This window comes from Undibacterium sp. 5I1, assembly GCF_034314085.1.
Classification (GTDB): Bacteria; Pseudomonadota; Gammaproteobacteria; order Burkholderiales; family Burkholderiaceae_D; genus Undibacterium.
Map to the genome: position 1 here is coordinate 1 of NZ_JAVIWI010000002.1, position 17,730 is coordinate 17,730.

At 49.8% G+C, this 17,730-nt stretch carries 17 protein-coding genes and 4 pseudogenes; 8 read left to right on the plus strand and 13 right to left on the minus strand.

Features of this window, described 5'->3' with window-relative positions; genetic code table 11:
- Together RGU72_RS20545 and RGU72_RS20550 are read left to right on the plus strand one after the other, a co-directional pair.
- Window positions 1-301, plus strand: a 301-nt coding sequence (locus tag RGU72_RS20545; protein ID WP_322121709.1) for a hypothetical protein, incomplete at its 5' end; no start/stop codon positions are given.
- 304 nt (window positions 302-605) lie between these two features.
- Window positions 606-773 (plus strand): hypothetical protein, encoded by a 168-nt coding sequence (locus tag RGU72_RS20550; RefSeq protein WP_322121710.1) that lies wholly within the window; start codon window positions 606-608, stop codon window positions 771-773.
- 96 nt (window positions 774-869) lie between these two features.
- Here RGU72_RS20550 and xerC read toward each other — a convergent pair whose 3' ends face one another.
- The gene (gene xerC, locus RGU72_RS20555; RefSeq protein WP_322121711.1) at window positions 870-1,991 is read right to left on the minus strand and encodes a site-specific tyrosine recombinase XerC; all 1,122 of its coding nucleotides are present in this window, start codon (window positions 1,989-1,991) and stop codon (window positions 870-872) included.
- Between the two features lie 4 nt (window positions 1,992-1,995).
- Entirely contained in the window at window positions 1,996-4,710 is a 2,715-nt protein-coding gene (locus RGU72_RS20560; RefSeq protein ID WP_416200172.1) for a toprim domain-containing protein, read from the minus strand.
- Here RGU72_RS20560 and RGU72_RS21445 point away from each other — a divergent pair.
- Complete coding sequence (locus RGU72_RS21445; RefSeq protein WP_416200174.1) at window positions 4,696-4,830, plus strand: hypothetical protein; 135 nt, start codon at window positions 4,696-4,698, stop codon at window positions 4,828-4,830. The two genes, RGU72_RS20560 and RGU72_RS21445, sit on opposite strands and share 15 nt — an antisense overlap.
- A gap of 66 nt (window positions 4,831-4,896) precedes the next feature.
- Here the strand turns inward: RGU72_RS21445 and RGU72_RS21450 are convergent.
- Window positions 4,897-5,112, minus strand: a pseudogene (locus tag RGU72_RS21450) (CHC2 zinc finger domain-containing protein); the annotation flags it as partial.
- Between the two features lie 115 nt (window positions 5,113-5,227).
- Here RGU72_RS21450 and RGU72_RS20565 point away from each other — a divergent pair.
- Entirely contained in the window at window positions 5,228-5,623 is a 396-nt protein-coding gene (locus tag RGU72_RS20565) for a helix-turn-helix transcriptional regulator (protein WP_322121713.1), read from the plus strand.
- Entirely contained in the window at window positions 5,623-5,796 is a 174-nt protein-coding gene (locus RGU72_RS20570) for a hypothetical protein (protein WP_322121714.1), read from the plus strand. The genes RGU72_RS20565 and RGU72_RS20570 overlap by 1 nt, the downstream gene beginning before the upstream one ends.
- Here the strand turns inward: RGU72_RS20570 and RGU72_RS20575 are convergent.
- The 3 genes from RGU72_RS20575 to RGU72_RS20585 all read right to left on the minus strand — a co-directional run bounded on the left by RGU72_RS20575 (window position 5,778) and on the right by RGU72_RS20585 (window position 11,634).
- Complete coding sequence (locus RGU72_RS20575) at window positions 5,778-6,746, minus strand: IS5 family transposase (protein WP_322121715.1); 969 nt, start codon at window positions 6,744-6,746, stop codon at window positions 5,778-5,780. The genes RGU72_RS20570 and RGU72_RS20575 overlap by 19 nt on opposite strands.
- An 8-nt stretch (window positions 6,747-6,754) precedes the next feature.
- A complete protein-coding gene (locus tag RGU72_RS20580; protein ID WP_322121716.1) occupies window positions 6,755-8,599 on the minus strand; it encodes a Tn3 family transposase in 1,845 nt (614 codons plus the stop codon).
- 146 nt (window positions 8,600-8,745) lie between these two features.
- Complete coding sequence (locus RGU72_RS20585; protein ID WP_322121834.1) at window positions 8,746-11,634, minus strand: Tn3 family transposase; 2,889 nt, start codon at window positions 11,632-11,634, stop codon at window positions 8,746-8,748.
- Window positions 11,635-11,955: 321 nt separating this feature from the next.
- Between RGU72_RS20585 and RGU72_RS20590 the strand changes: the two genes are divergently transcribed.
- Window positions 11,956-12,459, plus strand: coding sequence for a DUF1269 domain-containing protein (locus RGU72_RS20590; RefSeq protein WP_322118476.1), 504 nt, complete (start codon window positions 11,956-11,958; stop codon window positions 12,457-12,459).
- A 17-nt stretch (window positions 12,460-12,476) separates the two neighbouring features.
- Window positions 12,477-13,136, plus strand: a pseudogene (locus tag RGU72_RS20595) (NADP-dependent phosphogluconate dehydrogenase); the annotation flags it as partial.
- A 135-nt stretch (window positions 13,137-13,271) separates the two neighbouring features.
- On the opposite strand, the pseudogene RGU72_RS20600 reads toward RGU72_RS20595, so the two are convergent.
- From RGU72_RS20600 to RGU72_RS20620, 5 genes and pseudogenes are all read right to left on the minus strand, one after another.
- Window positions 13,272-13,622, minus strand: a pseudogene (locus RGU72_RS20600) (IS3 family transposase); the annotation flags it as partial.
- A 12-nt stretch (window positions 13,623-13,634) separates the two neighbouring features.
- Window positions 13,635-13,814: pseudogene (locus RGU72_RS20605) on the minus strand (helix-turn-helix domain-containing protein); the annotation flags it as partial.
- A gap of 127 nt (window positions 13,815-13,941) precedes the next feature.
- Window positions 13,942-14,187, minus strand: a complete 246-nt coding sequence (locus RGU72_RS20610; protein WP_322121835.1) for a helix-turn-helix domain-containing protein — start codon at window positions 14,185-14,187, stop codon at window positions 13,942-13,944.
- 3 nt (window positions 14,188-14,190) lie between these two features.
- Entirely contained in the window at window positions 14,191-14,724 is a 534-nt protein-coding gene (locus RGU72_RS20615; RefSeq protein WP_322121718.1) for a hypothetical protein, read from the minus strand.
- 378 nt (window positions 14,725-15,102) lie between these two features.
- Window positions 15,103-15,795 carry a transporter substrate-binding domain-containing protein gene (locus tag RGU72_RS20620; protein ID WP_322121719.1) on the minus strand — a complete coding sequence of 231 codons (693 nt, stop codon included), beginning with the start codon at window positions 15,793-15,795 and terminating at the stop codon, window positions 15,103-15,105.
- Window positions 15,796-16,308: 513 nt separating this feature from the next.
- Here RGU72_RS20620 and RGU72_RS20625 point away from each other — a divergent pair.
- Window positions 16,309-16,851 (plus strand): sterol desaturase family protein, encoded by a 543-nt coding sequence (locus tag RGU72_RS20625; RefSeq protein ID WP_322121720.1) that lies wholly within the window; start codon window positions 16,309-16,311, stop codon window positions 16,849-16,851.
- 43 nt (window positions 16,852-16,894) lie between these two features.
- Here RGU72_RS20625 and RGU72_RS20630 read toward each other — a convergent pair whose 3' ends face one another.
- Entirely contained in the window at window positions 16,895-17,140 is a 246-nt protein-coding gene (locus RGU72_RS20630; protein WP_322121721.1) for a heavy-metal-associated domain-containing protein, read from the minus strand.
- A gap of 127 nt (window positions 17,141-17,267) precedes the next feature.
- Complete coding sequence (locus RGU72_RS20635; RefSeq protein ID WP_322121722.1) at window positions 17,268-17,543, minus strand: hypothetical protein; 276 nt, start codon at window positions 17,541-17,543, stop codon at window positions 17,268-17,270.
- Window positions 17,544-17,730: the final 187 nt, after the last annotated feature.

The following is a 17,730-nucleotide window of genomic DNA, read 5'->3' on the forward strand; positions in this document are numbered from 1 at the left end:
AAGTAGTTGTAATAGGTTTGCCCTGACGCAGTTTCGTCGTAGACACAGCTACTTTCCCTATATGCAGCAAGGCTTTGCGCGCAATGTACGAAGACGGTTTCCCCTGTTTGACAGCAAATTTTTCCCAGACGCGTATTTTGGCTTGCGCGCACGCACGATAGCAAGAGATTTTTTCTTTCGCTGCTGGCCGGGGTTGGTGTTGACGTGGCTTTTGAGCGTGCCGTTTTACCCCACCAACTACCGGCGAAGCGCGGCGGCAAGTGAGGGACGAACGCGCACCGTAACCCTGGCCAGTCTTTAAGCTGTCGTTGCATTGTGCTGGCGGAACGCGAGCACACTAGCTGAGATGTGAGCACGGCGACGATGGTTTTTTTGTCGTGGCTGTGCGTTTGCTCTTGCGTGCCACCTGACTACTGGCGAAGCACAGCAGCAAGCGAAGAATGAGCACGCACCAATAACCCTGACTAATTCCTTGCGCATCGAAGCGCACACCTATAGCTTGGCAGACATGCAGGGGCGTAAGAAATAACGCCTCATTACGCGAAGTCGTCACACCAAGTGAAGCGCAGCGTAACGACTGGGGCGATTTTGCGTAATGCCGCGTTATGTTGAATGCCACAGGCATTTACCCCGGAATGGCTGTGCCTTTGACCTTGCGTAGCACTTCACTGACTGCCGGCGCAGCGCGGGTGCAAGCGAGGCATGAGCGCGCCTTCGTCTTCACTGACCAGGTTGTTTGTGTGCCGGAGCTGCACCGTTTGCAGATGGATTAGCGCTAGCCTGGCGCAGTGCTTGCACGTGCGCCCGTGGCTATTCGTTGGCACGGCTGGCAAGGACTGTGACAGGCGGATTAACGGCTTCTTACTCGTCTAATCTTCCGCTTCCTCATCGTCCACCCCGATCGCCTCCAGCAGCGTTTGCGCATCGTCGTCCATCTGATCCTCGGCCACCTTGCCTTGATCGCTTGGTGCCCGCTGCAATCGCGCCGGATGGGTCAAGGCATGCACGGCTTTCAATTTGCCAATCGCGACGTGCGTATAAATCTGCGTCGTCGAGAGTTCGGCATGCCCGAGGATGGCCTGGATGTAGCGGATGTCGGCACCGTTCTCCAGCATGTGGGTCGCCATCGCGTGCCGGAAGGCGTGACAGCCGCCGCTGGCAAATCCGGCGTATTTCATGTGCAGCTTGACCATGTCGGAGAGGCGGTTCTTTTCAAAGGCTTCGCCGTAGTCGGTGATGAACAGGTGCTGTTGCTCTTGGGCTGGCGCGAATTGTGGCCGCACTTCCTGTACGTAACGCGTGACCCAGGCACAGGCGCGTGCACCTATTGGAATGAGGCGGTCTTTGCGTCCTTTGCCTAGTCTTACCATCAGCGTGCCGCGCTCGGTGTCGATGTCATACAGACTTAAATGCATGAGTTCAGCACGGCGTACGCCGCTGCTGTACAGGGTTTCGAGTATCGCCCGGTTGCGGATGCCGGAAGGCGTTGCGATGTCGGCCTGGTTGAGGATGGTTTCAATCTCGGCCACGCTCATGAGGTGTTTGGGCAACTGGCGCGGCGGCTTGGGTAGCACCAGGTCAGACGCCGGATTGTGCAGAATGTGATTGTCCCTGGCTAACCATTTGAAGAAGGCGACCAGCGGATGCAGACGGGTGGCCTGGGTGTTGAAGGATAAGGGCTGGCCGTTGCTCTTGCGGTAGTGGTACAGATGGCTTTGGTAGCGTTGCAGGATAGGCCGGGTGATGTCTTGCGGCTGCTGCAGGCTGCGCTCATCACACCAGAGGATAAAACCATCCAAGGCTTGCTTGCGAATTTTGGCGGTTTGCTCTGACAGGCCGGTGACCAGCGTCCATTCGAGGAAGGCGTTTTGGTAAGCGCGCAAGTGATTGGCGCTAGCCGGATCGGGTACGTGGGGACGTGCTGGCGAGCTTGGTTTTTTGCGTAGTGCGCGCTGTTTCTGGCGGATGCCGCGTTCGCCCTTTTGTGCCATCGCCTTAGCCTGCTAAGGCTGCACTGGCAGCTAAGGGAAATGGTGCGGGCTGCTGGTACGACAAGACTTTGCCGTTAGGCTGTAGGGCGTGTATTTTTTCTTCAGCATCGATCACTTCTTCGCTCACCCGCATGGCTGTTGGCTCTTGTGCCGATTTTGCACTGCGCGAACTGCCCGCATCCGGGGCGCGTTGGCCCCGCGATGGGGGCGCGAACTCGCTTGTTTTACCCCGCGAACTATTCATCGTAGGTGCAGTGCTTGCTGCTGTGTTTGCACTAATCGCCAACTCCAAACTGGCCAGGTCGATCAAGCCCGGCACAAAGGCTTGCGCATCACTGCCCGCGCCGTCATACAGCAATTCATACTCGAAGCTTTGCCCCCGCTGGCCGCGATGTACCAGTAGATATTCCATCTGCACCAGACGCTCTAGGTGCAGGCGCAATTGCGTATCCGACAGGCCGGTGGCGTCCCGCGCTGCCTTGCGCGAGAAGCGCAGATCGGCACGCGCCAGACTTTTATTTTCACATTCGGCGCTGACGTACTGGTGGATCAATTTAAGTAAACGCCTGGTCTGCGGCGGCAATTCATCCAGGCTTCTGCCCAGCACTTCATGCGCGATCTGGTTGGCCAGCGCAATGTCACTGATGGCGACGTCGATGTAACGCACTTCCCGGTCGTTGCGTGTCGATGTCTTGATCTCGCGCTGGTGTTGGTGCAGGAAGGCGATGGTGTCGATTAAGGTGAGGTACTTTTCATGATCACGCCGTAGGCGTGTGCTCTGGTCTGGGAAGCTTAAGAATTGCGCGTAGGGATTGAGGACTTCTAGCGGCATGAGTAGGCGCTGGGCGTTTTGCTGCAAAGTGATCAGCTCTTCTTTCTCCCTTTTGGCGAGCATACCGTCCAGCGTGCGCTTTTGTCGCTGGATCTGGTGAATGGCGCGGGTCTGGTCGCGGCTTTCATCGACCGCCAGGACTAAACAGCGGTTGAGCAGTTCTTCATCAAGATCACGTGCCGTGGTAGTGAGCAGCAAGGCGACCGGGCCTTCTACCCGGTACGGTTGCGTCACCAGGTTACCTGTCACCGGGTCTTTGCCGGTACTGGCCATGGTGAGTTCGCCTTCCGACTGCAACAGCTTTAAGGCGTAGCTGGCACGGCTGGCGCCCTCTTCCTCGACGATGGCCAAGACCTTGTGCTTGAGATTGGTCTCGCCCATGTAAAACAAACTCTGCCCGGTCATGGCGCTGTATTTGATTTTGTCTTCCTTGGGGACGAAGGCTAAGACCGTATCCATCAGGCTGGTCTTGCCTGCGGCGGAAGACGATTGAATCACCACGCCCAGCGGACGCTCTAGCTTGCGCGAGATGCAGGCTAAATAACCGACTAGCTTGTTGGTTTCTTCGCCGATTAAACCGCAGGTGGCATAGTCCGCTAACAGGCGCGCCACTAAATCCGGGGCGCGCAATAAAGCTAAGGCAGCTTCCCGTTCGGCGGCATCCATCGTCACTGCCTCTGGTACTTTGGGCGTTAAGGCGGCCTGTATCTGCTGCTCTTGCAGGTTTTCTAGGGCGAGCAGTACACGCCCGAGGTCAGTCTTGAGGGTGCTCTCCGGCACGCGTAATTCTATCGCCGCTTGCGTGATGTAGCTGTGCCGGGCTCTAGCGTTGTACAGGTCTAAGGTGTCGACGTGGAAGGCGTCGCCGATGGAGGCTAAGAGATTAATTTTAAGCAGGTCATACGCCAGATTCTTGGCCAGGCCGCGCACGCGGTAACGCCGCTCTGCAAAGGCGAGGATGATTTCATTGTCGCGTACGTCGGCTTCCAGATTGGCACTGGGGGCTGGTGGCAAGGCCGCTGCGGGCAAGGCTGTGGCTGGCGGCGTAAGCACTGGTTCAGCAGCGAAAGAAATAAGCGGTGCAGGTGCTGCGCTGTCCGTTGGCGCAATGATCGATTCCGTCGCCACGTCCAGCACTGGCGATGTCTTACGCTCCGGTGCAACACCATTACCGAGCCACGCCGCCTGACGGATTAAGACACCTAAACTTTTAGCCGCTGGCTGCACTTTTAAAGCGTAGTCATTGGCGTCCATGCCTTTGGGGAAGTGGATGCGGTAGCAGGCGATGCCTTCTGCCATTAAGCGTTCGGCCAGCTTGGCACTGGCACGCTCACCCGCTTCATCACGGTCGTAGGCAATCAAGATGCGTTCGATATTATTTTCTTTAAACGCGGCCAGATGCTCATCCGTAAAACCTTCGGTGCCGTAGCTGGCGGTGACGTTGCGGTAACCGGCACACCAGAAAGTCATGGCGTCGATCAGGGCTTCGCACAGGATGATTTCTTTACTTGCTACCAGTGCTTGAACATTGAATACGCCGCGATGCGCCCCGGGCAAATATAAATGCGCGGGCGTGCCTTTGCGCAGGTCGTCGCGGATCTTGCGACCGTACATTTCTGTGACCTTGCCCGCTACATCGAGGATCGGCACCACGAGCGAACCGTTGAAATGTTCGTGGCCGCTTTCACGGTAGATGCCCAAGTTTTCTAGCCGGGTGCGGATCTCGGCACCGGCGACGCGGGTCTTGGCGGGCAGGCGTAAGCCCAGGCTGCGGTTGGCGTAGCCGAGCTGGAAATACGCAATCAAATCGGGATGGCTTAAGCCGCGTGCTTGCAGGTAGGCCAGCGCTTCGGGTGACTGCTTTAAGGTCTCATGGTAGTAGCCCACGGTTTGATTCAGCAGTGCGCAGTCGTCGGCATCGAAGGCGACCGGTGCGGGCAAGCTACGCACGCTGCTGCGGCTGTTGGTGGATTTTGCCGAGGATGCATTCCCAAGCTGAGCAGCTAAAGCAGGATCATCATGCAGCAGTTCCACCGCATGCCTAAAACTGATACCGCGCAGTTGCATGACCCAGGCAATCGGGTCGCCAGCGGCACCGCAGCCAAAGCAGTGCCACAGGTTCTTGGCAGGCGTGACCACCAGCGAGGCAGTGGCATCGTCATGGAACGGGCATAGGCCGATCTTGTCTTTGCCGGACTTCTTGAGCGTGATGCCTGCGGACTCGACCAGACGTTCTACCGAGACCTCATTTTTTAGCCGCTCTATCTCTGTTTCTGGAATGCGTGCCATAAATCGCCTTTGTGCTAAAAACCTGTCAAGGGGGTAAAAATAAAAATAACCAACATTGATAATTACTCTAATATGGAGTAATGTCAACTCTATTTTAAAAAACAGGGGGTATGCTATGAAGCCTAAACAGCTTGATTGGGTCGAATGTATGGCTTTGGGTGATAAAGAATTTTTTGTGGCACTGGGTAAGCGTGTCGCGCAATTGCGCAAGGAACGCGACCTAACACAGCAGGAATTAGCGACATTATTGGGTGTTGCACAACAAACACTCGCCCATTACGAAGGGGCTCGTTTGCGCATACCGGCATCGATGCTGCCGACACTGGCCACCATCTTTAAAATACCCGTGGACGGCTTGCTTAACCGCAATGAAGCCACACCAGGCAGCGGCAAGCGCGGCCCGGCACCGAAATGGCAGCAGCAAATTGAAGCCATTGCGCAACTGCCAAAAGCGCAACAGCGCTTTGTCTCGCAAATGCTAGATACCGTACTAGCCCAGGCGACACGCTGATGATGCAAAAGACGACTTATGAATTTGATTGGGATGACAGCAAGGCAGCATCCAATCTACGCAAACATGCAGTACGCTTTGAAGAGGCGATGGCGGTATTTAAGGCGTTGGTGCACTTAAAAGTTGAAGTAAAAAGTACCCCAACCCCGATCATTTATGCAGGAACTTTCTGACTACGGACGGAGTTTGGGCGTCCAGCAGCGAGCATGCGATTTGACACAGCAACACCGACGGCGGCCTCGGTTTTTTGCGCTTCGAATCTGCGCGCACGCAGTCGAGGACCGATGATCGATTTATAGCGTCCCATGGTCGTTTCGACCAAAGCACGCTGTCCATAACCAGTGGCTTCTTGCCAAGCCAACCGACCCTCTGTATTGATCATGTCAAGATGGCGATTACGCTGACTTGGCGAACGCGATTGAGTACCAGGAACGGCGGTTTTACGGGGTGGGATAACCACCGCAATATCGTCACCATATTGCGCGATCGTTTGATAAGTGGGCGCGCCATCATAGGCACCATCGGCAGTGACTTTGTCGATTTGTTCGTCGACCTGATCCAGTAGTGGCCCCACTTGAGATGGGTCATCCGTATGCTGATCGGTGAGGATCTGCGCGACAATCATGCCTGCATCGACATCGACGGCCAGATGTAGTTTGCGCCAGCTACGGCGCGACTTCGCGCCATGTTTTTCTTCCAGCCATTGTCCTGCCCCAAAGACCTGCAAACCTGTGCTGTCGATGAGCACATGGAGTGGCCCCTTTGGTGCGGATGGTGACTTCGTTACCGTCAGTCCGACCGCCCGTCTGCTGACCGTGGTGTGATCCGGTGCCGTGATTGTCAGGTTCATCAGTGTCAGCACGGAAGCCATTAACCCTTCGGTTTGTCGCAGGGCCATTTTGAAGGCGGAGCGCAGCATCAGACTCGTCTCAATGGCGCTATCCCGATAGCGAGCCTGACCATTTGGCCCTACGCTTTGCCACTGATCTAATGCTGCGTCTTCAATCCACAACGTCAGGCTACCGCGCCGCCGTAATCCTGCTTCATATTCCGGCCAATTCTGAACCTTGAACGACATCTTAGGTATATGATGACGGCGATCGTCGTTGTGTTTGTTGGGCATCGGGGCGATCAGTAAAATTGAGGCCGCATCGTAACATCACCGCTTTTCGAGTTTGAAGTGCACCAACGCCGTGGCGGCCTATTTTTAGATCCGGTCAATCCTATCGAATCAACCATTCTGTCGTCCGAGAAGTCGAATTCCCCATGCAAGTTGAAATGCCGCCATGTGACCACTGATCCGTTGCGGATCGCTTCAATCAATTCAGCTTTGCGCTTCTCATCGGACTCTTCCTCCAGCGCGCGTGTCAGAAAAAGATAGTTCCAACAGATGATCGCATTCTTAATGAGCCGTCGGCAGCCCTCCGCGATTTCCTGATCTTCTTTCTCGCTTTGAATGAACTCATGATTGTGGCCGAAGGAGATGGCCTTGGCAAATTTATGCGAGCCTTCGACCTTGTTGAGTTGCTTCTCAATGGACTGTCTAAGCACCGGGTCGTCAACGTATTTCAAGATAAAATGCGACTTCGGTAATTTTCCAAATTCCTTCAACGCCCGGTACAACGGATGTTGTTTGGAATACGAGTTCAAGCGTTTAAAAAGTTGTGACGCCGTCGCCACTTTCAACCGGATGGTCGCGATGAAACGCAAAACTTCATCCCACTGCGGTTCGATCAACTCATCGCGGATCGCGCGGTGCGGCAGGAGCGCGGCTTGTCCCTGCTCTTCGTAGAATTTACGATTTTTGAACGCGTATAACTGTTGCCGTCCAATGCCCTTGATGCGTGGCGCAAACACGAAGTTCAACAAATACATGGAGGCAAAGATGACTTCGGAATAACCATGCGTGTCGGTTGAATGGATGTCGCTCCTGATCACGTCGTTGTGCATCAAGCCGTCGATCACGTAGGCCGCTTCGCGCTCGGCGGACGTAATCACAGTGGAATGCCACAACAAATGGCGCGTGTCGATAAAACTGATTACGCTAACGCCTTTGTCTTTGCCCAGATATTTGAACGAGTAATTGGAATTTAACGAATCCACCGCGACTTCAAATTTCTGCCCATCACTGGAGGTATGCAGCATGTCGGGATGCTGTCGGTAGAGGTTGGGCAATTCCATCCGGTCGACAAACTGCAAGATGCGATCGTTAGCGCTATGAATATTCGCCAACGAAAAATACCAGTTGACCGCAGTGTCGAGCTCGTTTTCGTTGATCTTTTTCGATATCTGTGCGAGCTTCCTGTGCCCGATGTCGCAACCGTAACCGATGATGCCGGCGAAGAAAACTTTCTTGGGTGGTTTCGCTGGCTGGTATTTTGGTTGCCAGTGATTGAGTTCATCGAGAAAGCCCGTCGCTTGATCCACCGTAGCCAAGACTTCGAGAAGAGAAATGTACTTTCGCTCCGGGAAAAAGGTGGAGAGCGGCAGTGTTTCGACATCATCCAATTTTGGTGTGCTGACATGAAAACTACCGTCAGTGCGAAGGGCAAGCAGTGGATTTTCGCCAGCAGCAAAATGCGCATTGGTTTCCGCGTATTGCGCATCGAGTGCTTCATTGAGCGTTTGAAGCGTGGCGCGACAATCGATAAATTGCTCCAGTTGCGCGCGCCGCAAATACGCATCACGGTTTGCGTCCCAATCTGATTTCGGGATCAGGTAGTCATCCAGCGAGCGGTATTTTTCTGAGTGGAGCAGGTTCAAGGCGCCAGACTTAATCGCATCGGCGATCGCAATATAGAGAAGCACCTTGTAAAGCGAAATACGAAACTTTCCGTTCTGTCCGTTTACCGCCGCGCGCTCTTCACTGGAGAGAAACGTGACCGGTGCATGCTTGTCGATGGCACCGTCTTTCTGCTGGTAGTGCAGCACGGCCTCAAGTAATTCCGGCTTGCGGCAATACGGATCAAATTGCACTTGTCGGGGTCGATTTGTTTTAGGTGCAATAAGTGACGGTAGGAGATCGAGCACTGGCGTGGGGGTAGTTCTGTAAGTCAATGATTTCATTAAGGTTTCAGCTCGTTGTTTTTCATCGGTTATGTGGCGTCAAACTGTCGCCGGTTTTAGCTATTCACTGCATTTATCGTCGGTACCAGTGAAGGCATCAAATCTGCAGCGTAACGCTCCACTGGAAACCTAAAAACTCCCCGTAAATTGATACCGCTTAGGCGCGTCGGAGCGATCTTGGCCATAATGTCTGCCTCAATGATTTGCCGTCGATTTGCCCAGCGATTCACTACTCCCTGCATCTGCATCGTATTCCATGCCATTACGGTGTTGGCTAACAAACTCAAACCGTCGGCCACCGCCTGCATTTCATCTGCTCGCTTGGCCTGTGCCGGGCTGATGCGTCCTGTATAGATGGCACGCTTCAAAGCGTTGACTGCCTCACCACGGTTAAGTACCCGACGCAGTTCTTGCCTGAAGGGAGTATTCACAAAGTAGTCGGCCAGGAAAGCGGTGCGCAGTAATCGTCCGAGTTGAACACCCGCTTCATAGACTGGTTCACCACGGGCAGCAGAACCAAATCGCGCCAATGCCGCCACTGCACTGGCATTCCCATTCATCACCGATGCCGCCAAATGCACCAAAGTATCCCAATGTTTTTCAATTAAATCGATGTCGATGGACGCATCGCATACCGCAGCAATTTCAGCTGGAATATCCATGCCACGCGGCAAAAATAAATGGCGTTGTTTTAATTCTTTCAAACGAGGGCAAAGATCAAAGCCGACCAAGCGCGCCAGCATCATTGCAAAATCAGTGTAGCCGTGGGTATCCACTGCCAACTGACTGGTTTCCATTCGCTCCTGACGTAAGACCCCCTCAATCGCAACCCCAGCCTGACGCTCATTTAACACAAAAGGTTGGGCATACGAAATACCCCATCGGTCGCGCACATGAGAATAAATTCCAATGGAAGGCGTGTTGCGCCGGGGATCAAGTCTGGCTTGCCAAACGCGTTTGGTCGTCTCCATACTCATCATGTCCGAAGATGCCAGGTCTGATCGTCCCCAAGTTGCGGCAATCGGTTGACGTTGCATGAATTCCAGCACTGCGCTACAGGCCTGACTCAACCTGCGTTCGTCGCCTGCCCAGCGCATTGCTTGACGAATGCTGACGGCCGACAACTGCGGTATCATTCGCGCGCATTCGGCCGATGTTAGGCTGGTACCGTGTGCCAAGATGCCGGCGTAGACCATCAGCAGTTCTTCAGTCGAACGTGGTTCGCGTCCCAACATGATCCAGCTGAACCGAACCTGGGCATCCACTTGTAAAATAACCTCAGGTAACTGTACCTCGCCCAGCCGCTTGTCGAGCTGACTACGTAGCTCAATGACTTTAGGATCCTCATCTTCGGCAGGCATTGCCGTGAGATGCAGCTCATCATCAACACGTAGTTTGCCCTCTCTGGCGGCTTGTGCCACAGCCGCCACGCCAGCACGTACTCGGACAAGTAGCGGGGCTAAAAACGTGCTTGCCTTGGGCGGCAAATTTAACCGAGTATAGTGTCGTTTAGACTCCGCTGCCCAGCGTTCTGGTGTAAAAAATAGGCGCGCCCGTCCACGAAAAAGAAGACTGTGATTCACCCATACCGAGCCATTACGGATACAACGACGCAACGAAAATAAGGTGGCGACCTCTAATGCGCGCATCGCCTTGTCTCTGTCTTCACCTGTAATCGCCGATAACCAGACCCGCCCAAGATGAGGTACGTTCATCTCCGCTGGCAGCTCCCGCACTTTGTCAGCATACAATTTGAGAAGCGCGTTGAGAGCAGCGAGAACCGGATTTCCCTCGTCAGCTTGCCAGGGCAACTTACCAATTTCGGCCAACAAAGAGCGTACTGGTCGAATTCCATCAAATAGACGCTCGCGTACCAAGGAAGCACGGCTCGGTGGTTTGGCTTGTTCATTGAGTTGAACCAGTTCTATCACGCGCAAGCGCAACTGGTCATTGGTGAGGTCGCCCTGTGCAGTCAATCCAGCCAAATCTGCGATTAATTTTTTATAGAGCACTGCCCAGTTGACGGTATCAGGCACTTCATCTCTTGCCAAACGCCACAGATCCGTCACTCGGCGTTGAATCATCGAGATAGCCTGATCAGTGGTGGTAAATAAGCAGTAGCGCAGAAAACACGCCACTTCTACGGTCCGTCTGGGTTCTTTAATTCTGGCACCCACCGATGGCGGCCGATTGGCCAATTGACGAGCATACCTGCGCACGATGAGATCACTCAAGTCACCCAAGTGCTTGTGAATATCGAGACTGTAGAGCAGATTGAGCCGTTCAAACACTTGGGAAATCTGTACAGTCGAATGTTTGGCAGGGGCTTCCCATAACCAGCTTTGTTGAATTTGACCATCTGGACGAAATTGGGCCAAACTGTCGTGCCACTTATCCAACAAGGCACAGGGGACGGTTGTCGCAATGGTCGCGCCAGTTTCCGCTTCAAGCAAATTTAGTGCTGCGACGATCTGACTGCGCAATGCGCGGTCATGCTCAATGAGAAAGTGGCGGTCATACAGCCAGCGCCGGGCAAAATTAAGCAGTTGATCTTTGTCACTAAATCGGATGGCTTCATCGCGCAAGGCATGCACAAAGGAACGCCTCTGGTGATCAGTAGGCCAACCAAAGCCTAGCGTTTCTTGAGCGAGCTGTTGATGATCAAAAAATGTCCTGCCACGTCTGTACATGGCTTTAAGTGATGCCACCTCAGGAGGTGGTACGCCAAGCTCTTTGCCCAGGTGAATCCAGAGTGACGCAGGGACAACACGAATCGCATTGAGTGTACGCCCACTCAGACGTAAAAATCCGATATGCAAAGCAAGTCCCAATTTGTGGGTATCGCTTCGGCGCAGATTGATTACTTCGTGTTCTGAACGACTAAAAGTGAAAAACGCTTGTAACTCAAAGGTACTAAGTTCACGCGGAAGGTCCTTCAGACCCAGATACGTTGTTTACCAGCTTTGCATCGTTTGTCTCCTTCAATTTGGTAGGACACAATACGCTGAAAAACGACGAGCTGAAACCTTAATAAAATCATTGACTTACAGAACTACCCCCACGCCAGTGCTCGATCTCCTACCGTCACTTATTGCACCTAAAACAAATCGACCCCATCATACAACGATTCGATATTGATTTTGTAAAAGTGAGCCGTATTGCTAAATAACGGACATTGAACTGCATTGCATTGCGCCTGACGATGTCCGCCTGTCCCATCATCGAAATATTAAATCGAAATATTAATTACGTTACGGAGTAACACCATGGAAACCAAAGATTCACCAGTGCATATTTTTAATAGCCACATTGAAGCAGAGGAAGCCATACAGACACTCAGCAAAGCTGGCTTTGATATGAAAAATCTATCCTTGATCGGTAAGGGCTATCACTCCGAAGAACATCCTCTGGGGTTTTATACCTTAGGCGACCGGGTAAAAACTTGGGGTGGCAATGGCGCATTCTGGGGTGCTATCTGGGGACTGCTGTTGGCTCCTGCGGTGTTCTTTTTACCTGGCCTAGGTGTGATGGCGATGGCAGGTCCAATTGCAGCTGCGCTCGTGGGAGCGCTTGAGGGCGCTGTCGTTGTCGGTGGTGTCTCTGCTCTGGGAGCCGTATTAGTGAACATCGGAGTACCCAACGACCAAATTATTAAATATGAGACTGCGCTCAAAGTGGATAAGTATGTTTTGCTCATTCATGGCGATACCGAAGAAGTGGCAAAAGCGTATTCCATCTTAGCTAATTCCTCTTCCTGGAAAACCGCGTAATACACTGGAGAAGATCTATGCAGTTAGGCATGATTGGCTTGGGTCGCATGGGTAGCGATATGGCATTGCGGTTGATTCAAAAAGATCACCGCTGCGTTGTCTTTGACATACAGTCTGCTACGGTAGAAAAACTACAACGGCAAGGTGCGGTGGCCGCCGACTCGATTGCAACTCTGGTATCGCAATTAGAACAACCCAGAGTGATCTGGTTGATGCTGCCCGCTGGACTGGTTGATCAAGAGCTGGCGAGTCTGACACCATTACTCGACATTGGCGACATTATCATTGATGGCGGCAATTCATATTACCGTGACGATATTCAACGCAGCACTGCCTTGAGTTCACGCGGCATTCATTATGTTGATGTAGGAACTAGTGGCGGTGTGTTTGGCCTAGAGCGTGGCTATTGTCTGATGATCGGAGGCCAGTCTGGCATCGTAAATTATCTCTCCCCTATTTTTGAGTCACTCGCGCCAGGCGCGGCATCACACGACACTGCGAATGACCGGACAAAAAATGGGATATCCGAAGAAGTAGCGATCAACAATGAAAAAACAAAAGTACAGCCGAGCGTGGCTGTCTACATTGCGGATCATATGGTGCTGGCCATATCGTAAAAATGGTACAACGGCATTGAATACAGCTTGATGGCGGCCTATGCAGAGGGCTTAAACATTTGCATAACGCTAATTAGCGTGCCACGAACAATAACTCTACAGCACACCCAAGAACCGCGACAGATGCAGAAACGACGCCATTACTGTTGGCTCGCAAATAATATTGATCAGGGGTACCGTAAAATTTGGACTGGTTTATGCTGAAATCCGTAGGCTCTTTCGGTATTCGTTGGGATTGATTGAATCGAGGGACATCTTGATACGCTTTTCGTTAGACAAGTAGACATAGGCGTCAACGATCAGAATGAATTCCTCAATGGCAACATTCTGCCAGTCCCGCGCATAAAACAACTCTGTTTTCAATCGTGCGAAGAATCCTTCGCAGGCCGCGTTATTCGGTGAACACCCTTTACGTGAGATCGATCGAACCAACTTAGCGTAATGTGCCCTTCAGAGCCATCTAGGCCAGCGATAGTTAGCACCGCGAAATGCTTGCTGCTCAATTGCAAACGCTTTAACTGCGTCTTCAAGCATGTCAGCAACAAGATTGAGCAGATTTGGCTTTCTCCAATTGGAATCGATCAGAGCTTCACCGCCACCTGACTCAACGGCAGGTTGATAACGGTAAAACGTATCACTCGAAGAGCCCATTACTTTGCAGGCTCGGTACACGTTACCTAGTTTGGCATCAAAGTTGAGTAACCCAACCTTGTGTCTAATGACGTTTTGAGAAATAATATTGCTCCTATGTCACTTTCGCGCTGATTTAATAAAGACTCACACCGCTATCAAACCGAGTAATCTCTCGTTTTGCGAGGACCTACTGTAAGGCCAAACCGAGACTAATACACGTAATTTGCTAAAGCTACATGCGATCAAATTCTATTCTGGCTACTTCATAACACTCCCCAGCAATCTCCTCCAACGCTTTTCTATTCAATATTGTGATGTAACCGCGTCGACATTGGAGCAGGCCTGCACTTTGCAATTTTTTGGATGCGTCCGTAATACTTTCTCGGCGTGCACCTAAATTATTGGAGATTGCCTCATGCGTCACTTTCAATTCCTCGGAGGTCGAACGATCAAATCTATCTAAGATAAAACGGCACAGTTGTTATTCAATTGAGTAGTGCCTGCTACAAACGCAGTTTTGCGCCATTTGTGCAAACAAGACTTGCATGTAGCGCATCATAGTCCGTTGTAAAACGCCGCCACGGCGATATTCTTGTTTCATGACAGACGCTTTTAAGCGATATGCATAGCCCGCAGATTGCACGACTGCATTACCTAATGCGGTTTCCCCCATCAGTGCGGAAATACCTACCATACCTTCGTTGCCCGCCACGGAAATTTCTGTTGAGGATCCATCCAGTAAGATAAATAACAGCGATATGATCGCCGTAGTAGGAAAATATACGTGAGCTGAATTACACCCGTATTCAAAAAGACGTTGATGAACTGAGAGTTGGACGAGTTCGAGGTGGGGGGCAAGAACATGCAAATCTTCGTCACCGAGATTTTTCAAGATCTTGTTTTGACGAAACCCATCGATACTTGGTTTCACCATATTACAGCGCCGATCTGTTCGTTTTAATTCAAAAATATTGCGATTGATGAAGGAATTTTCGTCGCTGACAGCTTGTTTCATTTCCTACCTCTTTTCGATCAATTAAAGAACGCAAAAAATCGATGGTCTTTGAAGCCTTATGCTCAATTTATAAAGTTACTTCACTCGATTCTGTCCTGGAATAACGTTAAATTTTCGATTTCAGATGCCAATCTACCAAAAATTCCAGAGCAAATTAATTTGCTTCGCACAAGCGTGTTTGAAAAATTTGTTTGCAGTACTCGTAAATTCAAGATCGTTCTTCGGTGATGCAACTTCTTAGTTATCATTACTTTTGATACAGGGTAAAGGCAAATAAATGTCTTGTCTGTTCGCTAACGCACAGAGCTTTATGACGTGAGAGGGGTGGTTATCAGTAAATGATACGTAGTTAGAGTTCTACAATTCGGGTGTGATTAGCTAATCGCCTTTCTGCAATTTAAACATAACTGAATTCTGAATACTTTCTATCGTTTTGTCTTTGTACATTTTTTGCAGAACAGTAGTCAGACCGGGCACCAATGTTCTATGCTTTTTGTTGAGATAATGAAATACTGAAAAAGTAGTAAGTGGGGGCATTAATATGGTGGCGTTAGTTTGATTCATTTCACGCAGGGCTGCCAATCCAGATACACGATTTGCCACCACAATGTCCGACCTACCTAATAACATCTTCTGAAATGCTTGACGTATTTTAGGAGCAGGTTCTAGTTTCATTCCCACAGCGTTTTGCTCGATAATTTTTATTCCTCGAACATAACCTATTGTGTAGGGACGTAGACTATCCCAACCGTTTACTATGAAACGAATACCGTTAGTGAATATAACAATTTCGTAAGTAAGTAATGGTACCAGTACGACGAGAAGATTAGGGTAGTCGTTTTCCATGCCAAATTTACGATATAGCTCACCATCCATTTCACCGTTATTGGCACTACGGAGCGAGCGCTCGCCGGGTAAATAGTGGACTTTCAAGTTCCAGCCCAAGCTGCGATAAGCGGTTTCAAGAATTTTTTCGGCGACATACGTAGCAGGATCTGCGCAAATCAGAGTAGAAATGTGTAGGGTTCTATCGTCTTGCGCTAAAGCATTGAAATGAACGAACTCTGACAAAGAAATCAGTTGAAGTAAAGCTCGCCGCCGCATCGTCACTCCCCCTCGTTTTTACAAAGACCCTATCGTCTCCTTTAAGCATAGGATAAATTTTGATAAAAGGCATACGTTCGTTTCATCGCCGCTCGATTGCTATCTATAATTAACCCTGAACTATCTAGATTCAGTAGAAGACTCAAACATAAATCTCATCAAATTCAAATAACGAATCTTATCGTTTGATACTCCAACGTTAATTTAAAAGCGAGATTTAGGCAGCAGCTCAAAAGTGATTCCCGATTGGAATCGCTAACATTATCCGTTGTCGCATTCTAAATAAAATGCAAAAATAGATAATACGAATAGGCGGTGTTGAGAAGGTAAATCCATCACATTCATTAGATCAATGAAAGACCCAATTCCAATCTATGTTCGACATCGTACAGACGCCTCAAACTGTTTTACTTACTATCAGCAATAGAGATTATTCACTCTCGTAAAGTCGCCTTTAAAGGTCTATTTAGAAGGAGCGAAATGCAAATTTTCAGTCTTGAACAAACTAAAGTGACCTATCAAATTGATTTCGCTTTTTATGGACTTACATCGTTCGTGCTAGCAGTATCTTTGCTAGCTTTAAGTCCACGAGAACATATAGTCAAATTGGCACTATTAGCGATAATGGGCTTTTTAAGTTGGACATTGATCGAGTATGTGTTGCATCGTTTTGTACTGCATGGTATTCGTCCTTTCAGCACGTGGCATGCTGAGCACCACCAACGACCTACGGCTTTAATTTGTACTCCTACCATACTGAGCGCTACATTAATTTTTGGATTGGTATTTCTACCAATATTAATCTTAACTGATCTGTGGCAAGCGTATGCGTCAACCTTTGGCATTTTAATCGGCTACTTAATTTATACAATTACGCATCATGCGATGCACCACTGGCACACTGAACATATGTGGCTGTTAAAACGGAAACGTCAACATGCATTGCATCATCAACGCTCAAAAAAACTTAGCCAATTTGGTGTAACAAGTGGCTTTTGGGATCATATTTTTTATACCAAATGACGCGGTATAAATTGATAAATAAATAAAACCAAAATTATAAATATCAACAATTTTTAGGCGTCATGCCCGCAGCAATATTCCCTGGATCCACCCCGAGTCCCGCTACCTTGACAGCCTCTTTTAATTGATCTGGTGAACACTTTACTTCGTCATACTGCACGTTAGCTTCGCCGTCTTGGAACGACACTGTTACCTCATTTACGCCGGGAACTGCTTTTAGCGCTTGTGCTACTTTATTGGAGCAATCGTCACAAGTCATTCCTGTTACTTTTAAATTTTCTAAGTGCATACTCGTACCTCTTTTTGAAATTTGGTTAAGTAAATTCGTATTTTTAATTTTCTCTTATCGTCTAACGCAAAAACGAAATAAAATTATGAACTCAAAAAGTAATTGAAATTGTTTGACTCGTTCTAAATTATGGATCTGAAGCAAAAAATGTGTCGCGTTTATCTCCCATCAACATTCGTAAATCTTTGATGCTAATGTTACTAATTTCATGCATGCTGATCATTAACGAAGCACCGACAGATAATTTATGATGCCGAATTTTGCTAATTACAGGAGGTGCTACCTCCAACATTTTAGACAGTTCAGCATCATTTTTTAGATGTAAATGGTCGATGAGCTTATTCAATAAATTATTCGGATCGTACTTAAATTGATCAGAGTTCAAATTTAAAAGATTTGACATCTTGCTTCACTCCTCTAGACGTTTTTCGAAGATTTTCAAGACTGAGCGTTGATAGGTTGAATAGCTTAATGAACAAATAATGCAATCAGAATGACGATAGGAATAGGAATGCCAAGTAGCAAAAGTAAAATTGAACGCATGATTGTCTCCAATGAACTACAAGATTGATTAAAAAATGGATGCTGTT